Annotated in this window: 9 protein-coding genes; 2 read left to right on the forward strand and 7 right to left on the reverse strand. The window is 63.4% G+C overall.

What is annotated here, in order from left to right; genetic code table 11:
- Positions 1–90 precede the first annotated feature (90 nt).
- From AC1DE1_RS11230 to AC1DE1_RS11260, 7 genes are all read right to left on the reverse strand, one after another.
- On the reverse strand, positions 91–1425 hold the full coding sequence (locus tag AC1DE1_RS11230; protein WP_477176075.1) for a hypothetical protein: 1335 nt from the start codon (positions 1423–1425) through the stop codon (positions 91–93).
- A 165-nt stretch (positions 1426–1590) separates the two neighbouring features.
- Positions 1591–2703 carry a glycosyltransferase family 4 protein gene (locus AC1DE1_RS11235; protein ID WP_477176074.1) on the reverse strand — a complete coding sequence of 371 codons (1113 nt, stop codon included), beginning with the start codon at positions 2701–2703 and terminating at the stop codon, positions 1591–1593.
- Positions 2700–3407: a polysaccharide deacetylase family protein gene (locus tag AC1DE1_RS11240; RefSeq protein WP_477176192.1), complete on the reverse strand. Its 708-nt coding sequence runs from the start codon at positions 3405–3407 to the stop codon at positions 2700–2702. The genes AC1DE1_RS11235 and AC1DE1_RS11240 overlap by 4 nt, the downstream gene beginning before the upstream one ends.
- 920 nt (positions 3408–4327) lie before the next feature.
- Entirely contained in the window at positions 4328–4996 is a 669-nt protein-coding gene (locus tag AC1DE1_RS11245; RefSeq protein WP_477176073.1) for a glutathione S-transferase family protein, read from the reverse strand.
- A 686-nt stretch (positions 4997–5682) separates the two neighbouring features.
- Positions 5683–9150, reverse strand: coding sequence for a methylmalonyl-CoA mutase family protein (locus AC1DE1_RS11250; protein WP_477176072.1), 3468 nt, complete (start codon positions 9148–9150; stop codon positions 5683–5685).
- 219 nt (positions 9151–9369) lie between these two features.
- Positions 9370–10305: an alpha/beta hydrolase gene (locus AC1DE1_RS11255; RefSeq protein ID WP_477179085.1), complete on the reverse strand. Its 936-nt coding sequence runs from the start codon at positions 10303–10305 to the stop codon at positions 9370–9372.
- Positions 10302–11033: a TetR/AcrR family transcriptional regulator gene (locus tag AC1DE1_RS11260; protein ID WP_477179086.1), complete on the reverse strand. Its 732-nt coding sequence runs from the start codon at positions 11031–11033 to the stop codon at positions 10302–10304. The genes AC1DE1_RS11255 and AC1DE1_RS11260 overlap by 4 nt, the downstream gene beginning before the upstream one ends.
- A gap of 68 nt (positions 11034–11101) precedes the next feature.
- On the opposite strand from AC1DE1_RS11260, the gene AC1DE1_RS11265 reads away from it, so the two are divergent.
- Together AC1DE1_RS11265 and AC1DE1_RS11270 are read left to right on the forward strand one after the other, a co-directional pair.
- The gene (locus AC1DE1_RS11265; protein ID WP_441611094.1) at positions 11102–11428 is read left to right on the forward strand and encodes a YXWGXW repeat-containing protein; all 327 of its coding nucleotides are present in this window, start codon (positions 11102–11104) and stop codon (positions 11426–11428) included.
- A gap of 209 nt (positions 11429–11637) precedes the next feature.
- The gene (locus AC1DE1_RS11270) at positions 11638–12003 is read left to right on the forward strand and encodes a YXWGXW repeat-containing protein (protein WP_441604256.1); all 366 of its coding nucleotides are present in this window, start codon (positions 11638–11640) and stop codon (positions 12001–12003) included.
- The last annotated feature ends 218 nt before the right edge of the window (positions 12004–12221 follow it).

Genomic DNA, 12221 nt, shown 5'->3' on the forward strand with positions numbered 1-12221 from the left:
CAAGCGCTTTTTTGTCGCGACGGCGTGAACGCGCGATCGATGCAAGCCGTGGGGTGGCGCTGGCGGCCACGCGCCGCCAGCGCGGGTCGATCAGAACTTGTACGAGATCATCACGCGGTTATAGGTGAACGACTCATTGCCCGGATTGAGGTTGGCGATGCCGCCCACCGAGCGCTCCCAGCGATCGCGCAACTGCAGGCCTTTGAGCACGCTGTCCATGTTGTAGATGATGTCGAAGTACAAGTCGTGGCTGGTGCCGCGTTCGACCGAGTCGTACTTCGCGTAGGCCGCCACCAACTGCAGCTTCTTGTCGAAGAAGTTGTATTGCGCGCGACCCTTCCACGCATGGCCCGGGCCGATCTCCACCAGGCCGCGGATCATCGATGTGGTGAACAGCGGATCGGTACCGTAGTTCACCGTGTACGGTGAAATGAGCGCGCCGTTGCCGACCGCGCCGGATTCGCTTTCGAGCTTGTTATAGGCAAAGTCGATGCGGCCGTCGTAGATCGATGTACCGATATCCGCGCCCCACGCCTCGGCCTTCACCCGATCGCCCGCCACGCCCACCAGTTTGGTTTGGGTCTGCACGAAGATGTTGTCGCTGCTACTGCTGTTCTCTTCGAGCGCCTGCACCGCAATGAAGGGATTGAACGGCGTGCCGGTGGTGAAGGTATAGCTGCCGTTGACATAGCCCATTCGCGCGAAGCGGAGGAAGTTGTAGTACCAGGCCTCGCCCTTGAAACCGCCGGCGGTGTAGTTGGTGCCAGCGGCCCAGGTGCCGTTGGCTTCGGGCGCCGTCAGCGGCAGCGCGCCGTTGTTGCCGTACATCGAATCGCCGCTGTATTTCGACGGGTAGTACAGGTTGTCGTCGTACATGCCGTTCGAGGTACGACTCTTCCAGCTGAAGGTGCGGATGGCGAAGATGTTCCAGTCTTTCAGCGGCATGAATTGCGCCAGCGCCGCGTTGTACGACGAAGGAATCACGCGCGAATCATTGCCGCCCATCCACGGCGTGTTGAGGTACTGGTAGCCGCCACGGAACAGAAACCAGTCGCGCTTGAATTGCAGATAGGCCTGGCTCCAGGCGCCCAGCGAGCTATTGGGGCCCATCAGCGAGGTGTCGACCTTGGCGGGATTGTCGTCCTTGGTGCCCAGCATGTTGGCCGTCACGAACGAACCGCCGACACTGAAGCCGCCCCAGAACGCACCCGTCTGCGCATTGATCAGCGCAGCCAGCGAGAGCGCATGCGCATCCGGCGTGGTGGGTGTCTCGTAGAGGCGATCGAAGTCGTAGAGACGCAACTCGCCATCGACGTGGGCGTTGGTGAAGATGTCATTGAAGCTATTGTTATTGCTATTGCCATCGGCATGCGCGCCGGTCGCGCATACGGCGAAGGCCAGGGCAACTGCCAGCTTGCTGCGCATGTGTTTCTCCCCACGTAAGCGCTCGGAAAAAACGGACGCGCGCGGCCAACCCGCCGGCGCTATCACCTCAGAGTGTAGACGCTTTATGACAGTGAGATGACAGCGCAGCAAGCTCTCTTTATGAGCATTTGCCATGACCACATGGACGTAAGTTCTTGAGCCTGCTCAAGTGGCGATGTGATGTAGATGCGGCACCGGTGCGCCACCAAATCGCAGCAGCCATTCGAAATCTCGTGCGACTGCCACATTGCTGAAACACTCCATCACATGGACGCGCGCGGCGACGCCCATGCGGCGAGATAGCTCGGGGTCGCACATGGTCACGATCGCATCCCGCCAAGCGGCGATATCGCCTGGCTCGATCAGCAACCCGGTGACGCCATCTTCCATGGTTTCCGGAATGCCGCCGATGCGACTGCCTAGCACCGGTACCCCGCACGACTCTGCTTCGATGGCCACACGGCCAAACGTCTCCGGCTCCACCGAGGGAAAGGCGAGGAAGGAGAATGCCGGGCAATAGCGCGCCGTGTCGTCCACCCAACCGGTGAAGTGATGCCGCGTCGCCGCACCGCCCTGCTCGGCCATGCCATGCAGCACGTGTTCTTCCGGACCATTACCTACCCACAGCACGTGCAGGCGCGGTTCTCTGGCCATGGCGGCATTGGCAGCCTGCATGAGTTGCGCAACACCCTTGCCGCCGTGCATGCGTCCGGCGTAACCCATCACCACTGCGTCTTCGGGTATGCCAAATTCGCGACGCACCTGCGCCTGCCGCTGCGGATCGGGACGATAGAGGTTGGTGTCGACCGGGTTATATGAGATGTGCACGAGATCCGGCGGCACGCCTCGCGCGAGATAAGCATCTCTGGCGTAGTCAGATACAGCGATGAAGCGCTGCGCCAATCGCGGCACGCCATACTCGGACAACTTGCTCATGCGCGGATTGCGATGGCGGAACAAAGCCACCGGCGTACCGGTCAGGCGACCGCAGACGATCAAGGGCCAGTATTCCTTGCCGAAGTTGCCCACCAGCCAGTCGGGCGCGAACTGCGCGACGCGATGAAGCACGGTGGCATAGCCGCGCAAATCGAACGCATTGCGGAATGTGCTGGGAAAGGTGGCAATACCGGCCGATTCCATCCCTGCGCCGATCAGGCCATGGCGGGACACGATGCTTTCCACCTGATGCCCGGCCTGCGACAACGCACGCGCCAAGGCCACGAAATGCGTGGCAGCTCCCGTGTTCTCGGGATTGGTTCCAACGAAGAGCAGCTTCATGCGCGTCGATCCTCATAACCGGTGAGGACCTTGGCTGCCACCTGCGGCAACACGTGATGGCGCGCCACCTGGATGCGCGGCAGGCGCCACAGATCGATCGTCGCGCTGGCACTCGCGCGCCCGCGATCCGTCGTCGTCGCGGCGACATAACCTGCGTCGCGCGTGGCATCCACCGCTCGATCGTCGTAATCGCCGTACGGGTAGCAGAACTGTGTCACGCCGACGCCGAGGCGATCTTCCAGCTCGGCCTTGCTGCCATGGATCTCGTCGCGCTGCTGTTGATCCGTGCACTGGCTCAGGCGCACATGCGTGCGCGAGTGCGCGCCCACCTCCATGCCGCCGTCATGCCACGCGCGCAGTTGCTCGACGGACATCAGCGGCTTGCGGATACCGAGCTTCTCGCCGTCCCAGGCGTTGTACTGCCCGAGGTAACCGCTCACCGCATAGCATGTCGCGGTGAAACCATGGCGACGCAGCGTGTCCAGCGCGGATTCGAGGTTGTCGACGTAGCCATCGTCGAGGGTCAGCACGGCCACCTTGCCTGTGCGCTCACCGCGCAGGTAAGGCATCGCATCGGACATCGACAGGCCGCGATAGCCCAGCGCTCGCAGCATGGCCATCTGTCGCGAGAACTTGGCGGGCGATACATAGAGACTGCGGTAGACATCGATGCCGTCGGGCACCGACGCAATATTGTGATACATCAAGATGGGGAGTTTCACGACGCGCCTTCGGATGAAGTAACAGGGAAAGTCTGTGTCCCTGTTACTCCGCGAGAGCTGCAGCCACCTTTCGCTTGCTTGCACCGACTTGTCGCTTCACACAGCGTTTTAACTGCGTACGTCTGTAACTTACAAAGGACTTTCGCGAGCATGAAGCGCGGCTGTCTAGCGCGTGCTCGGCGCGTCGAACTATGGACGTCCATCTCGCATGAGACGGAGCGCTGCAAGCAAAGCGATGGTTCGTTGTTTCGAAAGATCCAACGAACGGCGCGTCGCAATCTTTACGCGATTTATATGCCGCACGCGGCTGGGCGATATCGATTCTTTACGAATCGCCTGACGACAATATCGACATGGCGATCCACACAAACCGCTCCCGCGCTATCGGATGGCGAACTGCCGGCATGGTGCTGTCGGGCCTGCTGTTCGTGCTCTCCATCGTTCAACTGATCTTGCGACCTGGCGATGACGCAGCTGTATGGCGCGGCCTCGCCCTGTCGTCGCTTTATCTGTTGATATGCCTCAGTCAGCGCCGCCTGTTCGCCCCTGCGCGAACGCGACACAACCGGCGACTGCCTTAGCAGGAACTCACGCTGTAAGCGGATTCGTCCCATCGGCGTTCTCGATACGGCCAGTGGTCGCATCGGCGTGCCGGCATGTCGATGAGATCAGGAAGGCTTGCAGCCGGGCGGCCGCAGGTCGGGTGAGCGGGCAGCAACCATGCACCTGCGGCACCGGTTGCAAACCTTCCTGATTTCGTCGCGTCGAAAGCGGCGATGACGTGGCGCAAAAAATGCGCTCTTGCGGGCAATGCCGTGCGCTTGGACAGGGTCCATCACCAACCCACCCAAACGCAGACCCCCGGCCAGCCCCCGCAAGAGCGCACTCTTTGAACCACGCCATCAGCCCAGCGTGTAGGGACCGCCACGCTCCAGCGCACGTCGATACGCCGGACGCTGCTGCACGCGCTTCACAAATGCGGCGATGTGCGGAAGCTTGCTCCGCAGTCCGCTGCGCGCCATGGCTACCTCCATCGGAAAGCTCATCTGTATGTCCGCCGCGCTGAATTCACTGCCGACGAACCAGCCGGTCTGCGCCAGTTCGTTGTTGACGTAATTCAGATGCAAGGCCAGCTGCGGATCGACAAAGGTCGACTGCAGCCTGTTGGCGATCTGCCGCGCGATAGGCCTGGCGAAGAACGGCATCGGCGCCGAGGCAATACGCGACGCCACCAGCTTCAGCAGCAGCGGCGGCATGGCCGAGCCTTCGGCGTAATGCAGCCAATACGTAAAGCGGAGGCGCTCAGGCATATCGGGCAGCGGAGCCAGTCGACCGGTGTCGTAACGGTCGACCAGGTATTCGATGATGGCGCCCGACTCCGCCAGGATCTGCCCGTCGTCCTCGACCACCGGCGATTTTCCCAAGGGATGGATGGCGCGCAATGCCGGCGGCGCCAGCATGGTCTTGGGATCACGCTCGTACTTGCGCAGCTCATACGGCACATCCAGCTCTTCCAGCAGCCAGAGCACACGCTGGGAACGGGAGTTGTTGAGATGGTGGACGATGAGCATGGGTGTCGCCAGCGAGGTGAAAATCGGAGGCTAGCATGGCGGTGGATGGCCGGGTGTGCGGGAGAGCGCGGTGGGCGCTGCACCCGGTAAATGTTGCGGGCAGCCCGTTCGGAAACTGTGCCTGTGGCAGCGACTAGCGCCTGTCTGTGGGAGCGCACCCTGTGCGCGACCGTCCCGCCTGGGTGTATCGCTCCGTAGGCTTGTCGCGCACAGGGTGCGCTCCCACAAAGGACCGATCAGCGGCTTTGATGCGACAGCCGCGACGTACCCCTTGTAGGAGCGCACTTGTGCGCGACCGCGGCGCTGGGATGTATCGCTCCGTCGGCTGGTCGCGCACAAGTGCGCTCCTACAAGGGAGCCGCTTGGCCCAGCAACGTCGCGCGTTGTTCGGCTCTTGATCCCCGGGGTCCCCGTATGACGCGGCGGGCAGGTGGAGGAAAGCCCGAAGGGTGGCCGCATGGATGCGGCCGGCCTCCGGCAGGAGGACGGAAGCCCGCGGCAGGCGAGCCAGATCGCGGTATCGCGACAACCGAACACCGAGGCTCTGGATGACCAGCCATCCGGCTGTTGAAGAGCGCCTCCGGCCTGCGCCGGGATGACAAAAAAAAAGCCGCCCCGATTGGAGCGRCTCTCTCAGAACCTAACCTTATCCCACCCCTTCACCAACAGAAGAGAAAAAAGGCCAATCACATATTCCGCCGATACTCCCCACCCACGTCATACAACGCATGACTGATCTGCCCCAGCGAGTTGTACTTCACCGCCTCGATCAACTGCTCAAACACATTGCGACGATCACGCGCCGTCTCCTGCAACACCTTCAGGCTCTCCGGCGCCAGCGCATTGCGCGCCTTGCCAAAGGCCAGCACGTTGTCGATCTGCTGGCCCTTCTCGCCTTCGGTGGAGCGGATCAGTTCGATCTCGGTGGCGATCTCGCCGCCATGGTCCTTGGGCAGGAAGGTGTTCACGCCGATCAGCGGCAGGCTGCCGTCGTGCTTCTTCTGCTCGTAGTACATCGACTCTTCCTGGATCTTGCCGCGCTGGTACATGGTGTCCATCGCGCCGAGCACGCCGCCGCGCTCGCTGATCGCCTCGAACTCCTTGTACACCGCCTCTTCGACGATGTCGGTCAGCGCATCCACGATGTGGCTGCCCTGCCAGGGGTTCTCGTTGAAGTTGAGGCCCAGTTCCTTGTTGATGATCATCTGGATCGCCACCGCGCGACGCACGCTTTCTTCGGTCGGGGTGGTGATCGCCTCGTCGTACGCGTTGGTGTGCAGGCTGTTGCAGTTGTCGAACAACGCGTACAGCGCCTGCAGCGTGGTGCGGATGTCGTTGAACTGGATTTCCTGCGCGTGCAGCGAACGGCCCGAGGTCTGGATGTGGTACTTCATCATCTGGCTGCGCGCGCTGGCGCCGTAGCGCTCGCGCATCGCGCGGGCCCAGATGCGGCGCGCCACGCGCCCGATCACGGTGTACTCCGGGTCCATGCCGTTGGAGAAGAAGAACGACAGGTTCGGCGCGAAGTCGTCGATGCTCATGCCACGCGCGAGATAGTACTCGACGATGGTGAAGCCGTTGCTCAGCGTGAAGGCCAACTGGCTGATCGGGTTCGCGCCGGCTTCGGCAATGTGATAGCCGGAGATCGACACCGAATAGAAGTTGCGCACCTTGTGGTCGACAAAATACTGCTGGATGTCGCCCATCATGCGCAGCGCGAATTCGGTGGAGAAGATGCAGGTGTTCTGCGCCTGGTCCTCTTTGAGGATGTCCGCCTGCACCGTGCCGCGCACGTTCTGCAGAGTTTCTTCCTTGATGCGCGCGTAGGCGTCCGCATCCACCAGCTGGTCGCCGGTGATGCCGAGCAGGCCAAGGCCCAGGCCTTCGTTGCCCTTGGGCAGCTCGCCCGAATACTGCGGACGGCCGTTCGGGAACATCGAGGCGATCTTCTTCTCCGCCGCTGCCCAGCGCGCCGGATCTTCCTTCAGATACTTCTCGACGTTCTGGTCGATCGCGGTGTTCATGAACATCGCGAGGATGATCGGCGCCGGCCCGTTGATGGTCATCGACACGGAGCTGCTCGGCGCACTGAGATCGAAGCCCGAATACAGCTTCTTCATGTCATCGAGCGTGGCGATGTTGACGCCGGAGTTGCCGATCTTGCCGTAGATGTCCGGGCGCGGCGCCGGGTCTTCGCCGTACAGCGTCACCGAGTCGAACGCGGTGGACAGGCGCGTGGCCGCACCGCCCTGGCTCAGGTAATGGAAGCGGCGATTGGTGCGCTCGGGCGTGCCCTCGCCCGCGAACATGCGGGTGGGATCTTCACCGGTGCGGCGATACGGATAGACACCGCCGGTATACGGGTAATAGCCGGGCAGGTTCTCGCGCATCAGGAAGCGCAGCAGGTCGCCCCAGTCCTTGGTCTTGGGCGGCGAGACCTTCGGGATCTTCTGGTGGCTCAGCGACACGCGGTAGTTCTCCACGCGGATCACCTTGTCGCGCACCTTGTATTCGTTGACCTCGTCGGTCACCGACTTGTAGCGCTTGGGCCAGTCGTGCAGCAGGTGGATCGCTTCGTGGCTGAGCTCCTTGATCGCCGCGTTGTAGCGCTGGCGCAGGGTCAGCAACGTACGATCGGCGCCCTCTTCGTGCAGCGCCTCGGATTCATAGCGGGCCAGTTCGCGCGGCAGGTGCGTATCGCCCAGTTCCTTCAGCGATTCGTAGTAGTGCTGGGCTTTGCTGGCGAACTCCGCCTCGTGCTCGATCTCTTTGTTGATGCCGCGACCCTGCTCGGCGATCTCTGCAAGGTAGCGCACGCGGCTACCCGGAATGAGCACGGTGGCGCGCGGTTCCTTCAGCGTGGTGTCGAGCTTGGGCGTCCACTTCTCCGCCGGCAGGCTGAGCTTCTCGCGCATCAGGCGGCACAGGTTGCTGAACATCCAGGTCACGCCCGGATCATTGAACTGGCTGGCGATCGACGGATACACCGGCACCTGTTCGTCGGTGAGGGTGAACGCGGTGCGGTTGCGCTTCCACTGCTTGCGCACGTCGCGCAGCGCATCTTCCGCGCCGCGCTTGTCGAATTTGTTGAGCACGATGAGCTCGGCGAAATCGAGCATGTCGATTTTCTCGAGCTGGCTCGCCGCGCCGTAATCGCTGGTCATCACGTAGGTGGGGAAATCCACCAGGTCGACGATCTCCGAATCGCTCTGGCCGATGCCGGCGGTTTCGACGATCACCAGGTCGTACGGCTGCGCCTTGAGGAAATCGATGCAGTCGCGCAGCACGGCGCTGGTCGCGGCGTGCTGGCGGCGCGTAGCCATCGAGCGCATATACACGCGATGGCTGCGCAGGGAATTCATGCGGATGCGATCGCCCAGCAGCGCGCCACCGCTGCGGCGGCGCGTCGGATCGACCGCGAGCACGGCGATGCGCATCTCGGGGAACGCGTGCAGGAAGCGCAGCAGCAGTTCGTCCACCACCGAGGACTTGCCCGCGCCACCGGTACCGGTGACGCCGAGCACCGGCGTCTGCTTGCCGGCCATCTTCCACTGCTTGCGCAGGTGTTCCAGTTCGGCCTCGGCCAGCTCGCCTTCTTCAATGGCCGACAACACGTGACCCACGGCGATCTCATTGCTGATGTCGACCATCGGCGTGACGACGCTGGCTTCTTCTTCCTTCGCACGCTTCACGGCAGCGGCGCGCGTGCGCAGCATCACGTCTTCGATCATCTCGGTGAGGCCGAGCTTCATGCCGTCGTTCGGGTGATAGATGCGCTCGACGCCGTATGCCTGCAACTCGCGGATCTCTTCCGGCGTGATGGTGCCGCCGCCGCCGCCGAACACACGGATGTGCGAGGCATGCTGTTCCTTCAGCATGTCGACCATGTACTTGAAGTATTCGACATGGCCGCCCTGGTAGGACGACAGCGCGATCGCATCGGCGTCTTCCTGCAGTGCGGCGCGTACCACGTCTTCCACCGAGCGGTTATGACCGAGATGGATGACCTCGGCGCCCTGCGCCTGGATGATGCGACGCATGATGTTGATCGCCGCGTCGTGGCCGTCGAACAGGCTGGCGGCGGTGACGAAGCGCAACGGGCGGCTTTCCGCATGGGCGGCGCTGGCGGAAACGTGCTGGGCGGGGGAACTCATGGGGACTCCGGGACTGCGGGTGCGTCGGACCCACCATTTTAATGGATGGTTGCGTTTGGAACATGTTGCGGCGCGGAGGGGCGCTGATTGGCAACGGTTTTCGGGGTTCCGGCGACGACCGTGCGCAGAGGTATCGTGAGAGGTCTGTCGCGCACAGGGTGCGCTCCCACAACAGCCGGCCGCCTCCTGTGGGAGCGCACCCTGTGCGCGACTGGCGCCTCAATCGACTCCAAACGGCAAGTTTGGCGAAGACACAACGCGCTCCCCGATGCTCTCGCCTCGCAGAAATGCCAGCGACGCCTCGATCACCTCGGGCGCATCAAGCACCTTGTGATGCCCCAGGCCCTGGGTGGTGAACAGACGGGCGCCGCGCCAGTGGCGTGCATAGCGCTCGCCTTCCGCCCATGGCACGTCATGATCGTCCAGGTCATGCACGATCAGGCCGGGCTGACCCAGTGATGGCAAATGACGATGCACCTGCAGATCGTGGATATTGATGCCGGTCATGGCCTCCAACCCGTCATGCAGGCGACCGCTCAGATGCTGCCCCAGGCGCACGAATTGGGTGAAGCGCTGCGTGGCCGCCACCGGATCGGCGGCGGGAGCGATCAGGATCAGCTTCTTCGAGTGCCATGCCTCACCCTGGGCCATCGTCGCGGCCGCACCGCCCAGTGAATGGGCGATGGTGAGCGCCGCGTTGCCGAAGTGGCGGCCCACTTCGCGCACGGTCTCGATGAAATCGGGCAAGGTGCAGTGGCGGCCCTCGCTCAGGCCATGCCCTGGCTGATCGAACGCCACCAGCGCATAACCCATCTCGCGCAGGGGTTCGCTCCAGGGCAGATAGCGCAGGCCGAAGCTTGACCAGCCATGCACCAGCAACACATAGGGCTGGCGCGACGGATCACCCCATACATAGGTGGCGATGCGCTTGCCATGCACGTCCAGCTCGCCGCGCTGCATGTCCTGATCCGGCCTGGCAGCCTGCGCGCGAACGCGACTGCTGGCGAAGGGCGTCACGAAGAAGCGCACCGCGCCTTTGACCGCGCGCTTCGGCGCGATGCGGCTGCCCAGCGCAAAACCGGCGCGCACGACGCCCAGTTTGAAGGCGCCGGGTCCGCGGCGGTGAGGCTTGGCCGAAGGGGTTTGGCGGTTCATGGCGTGACGCTCCGCGCAGCGCGAGGGCTGTAGCTGTTGATGAGACGCTCGAAGCCCGCCAGCGTGTGCCGGCGCGCTTCATCGAAACCAAACAGGCCGGCGTCGTGATGCAGGCCCAGCATGAGTGCGTAGATCTCAAAGGCCAGCTGAGGAGCGTCGGTGTCGTCGCTCAGCTCGCCGTTCACCACGGCGTGTTCGATGGCGCGGCACATCTCCTGCCGCCAGCCCGATTGCTGCTTGATCACCACATCGCGCAAGGCGCCCTCGCGGCCGTCATATTCACTCGCCGCGGTGAGCAGCACGCAGCCGCTCTGGTATTCCTGCGCCCACGCCACCCAGTTGGTGACGATCGCGCGGACGCGGGCAAGGCCGCGCGGCAGTTTCAGCGCAGGCCATTTCACGTTCTGCAGGAACCGCAGCTGCCCGGTTTCCAGGACGGCCAGCTGGAGCTCCTCGCGCGACCCAAAGTGCGCAAACAAACCGCTCTTGGACATGCCCACGTCTGCCGCCAGCGATCCGATGGACAGCCCTTCCAGGCCGTCGCGGCGCGCCATGTCGTAGGCGTGATCGAGGATGAGTTCGCGCGTGGCGGCGCGTTTGCCGAGGGTCGTAGCGTTCATGGCCAATAAAATAGCACGACCGTTCGTTCTTTTCGCGTCAAAAATCTGAATGGATCGCAGCGATTTGCCCGCGCGAACCTGAACGAGCCCGGCGGCGGCGGTCAACAAGGCAAGGAAATACGCCGTTCCCCGTCGTGAGGCCGCGGGGTGCGGCCGTCAACCAAGGAGACTTCATCATGCTGAGCATTACCCGCAAACTCGCCCTGCTCGCCGCTCTTGGCGTCGCCAGCGCGGGCGCCATGAGCTATGCCCCAACCGCCACGGCTGGCGTGGATGTCTCCGTCGGCATTGGTGTCGCACCGCCGCCGCCGCGTTATGAGGTCGTGCCGCCGCCGCGCGCGGGTTATGTGTGGGCGCCGGGTTACTGGCGCTGGGATGGCGGTCGCCACGTCTGGATGGGCGGCGCCTGGGTCCGCGCCCGCCCTGGTTACGTCTATCACCAGCCGCACTGGGAACACGCCCGCGATGGTTGGCGCATGCATAACGGTTACTGGGGCCGTTGATCTCCTGACTCACGGCGGGTGGCGCAACGCCGCCCGCTCTCCCCACTGGACCACCCGTTCAAGCTGAGCGCGCAGGCTGCCGTTAGTCGTTCGCAAGTACTTGCCGCAAAAGAGAAAAACCTGCGTCCGCATGAAAGCTGATGCACAGCCTTGCGCGTCATGGTTCCGCGCCGCAGCTCCCTTCATTCAAACAGAGAGGCCATTCATCCATGTCGATGTCTACGACGATTCGTTTCGCCGCACTCGCCACCGTCATCATGCTGGCCAGCGGCTGCGTGGTTGAACAACCCGCGCCGCGCCGCCGCCCCGTCATTGTCGAACAACCCGCGCCGGCCCCTGGCTACGTCGAAGTGATTGCCCCGCAGGCGCCGCCGGCCGTAGTGATCGAAGAAGAACCCGCCCCGCGGCCTGGCTATATCTGGGCTCGCGGATACTGGCACTGGAATGGTCGCAAGTACGTCGCCATGCACGGCCATTGGGAGCCGGCGCGCCCGGGCTACCACTATGTGCATCCGCACTACGTGCAGCGCGGCGACGGCTGGCACCTCAGCGTCGGTGTGTGGGCGCAGGGCTAAGCGGCAACTGCCGTGGCGACGCCGTTTCGCAGGCGTCTGCGCTGGGCTCGCAAGCCCGTACGGCCGCGCTTTGATGCGCCGCGGCACCAGTGTTCCCCCGCCGCGTATTAGAATTGGGAACTCGATTCATCGCCCCAGCCCTGCTGGGGCGTTTGAGTTTCAGGCGTTTTCAGCCTTGGCGGGTCCGCGCTGCACCGTACCCGCCGCCATTCCGGCGT

This window comes from Dyella sp. 05T440 (genome assembly GCF_056395965.1).

Bases quoted from the DNA above. Each gene is read 5' to 3' on its own strand.
- AC1DE1_RS11240 (WP_477176192.1), bottom strand. From the start codon at position 3,407: ATGTATCACAATATTGCGTCGGTGCCCGACGGCATCGATGTCTACCGC.
- AC1DE1_RS11270 (WP_441604256.1), top strand. From the start codon at position 11,638: ATGTCGATGTCTACGACGATTCGTTTCGCCGCACTCGCCACCGTCATC.
- AC1DE1_RS11250 (WP_477176072.1), bottom strand. From the start codon at position 9,150: ATGAGTTCCCCCGCCCAGCACGTTTCCGCCAGCGCCGCCCATGCGGAA.
- AC1DE1_RS11230 (WP_477176075.1), bottom strand. From the start codon at position 1,425: ATGCGCAGCAAGCTGGCAGTTGCCCTGGCCTTCGCCGTATGCGCGACC.
- AC1DE1_RS11265 (WP_441611094.1), top strand. From the start codon at position 11,102: ATGCTGAGCATTACCCGCAAACTCGCCCTGCTCGCCGCTCTTGGCGTC.
- AC1DE1_RS11245 (WP_477176073.1), bottom strand. From the start codon at position 4,996: ATGCTCATCGTCCACCATCTCAACAACTCCCGTTCCCAGCGTGTGCTC.
- AC1DE1_RS11235 (WP_477176074.1), bottom strand. From the start codon at position 2,703: ATGAAGCTGCTCTTCGTTGGAACCAATCCCGAGAACACGGGAGCTGCC.
- AC1DE1_RS11255 (WP_477179085.1), bottom strand. From the start codon at position 10,305: ATGAACCGCCAAACCCCTTCGGCCAAGCCTCACCGCCGCGGACCCGGC.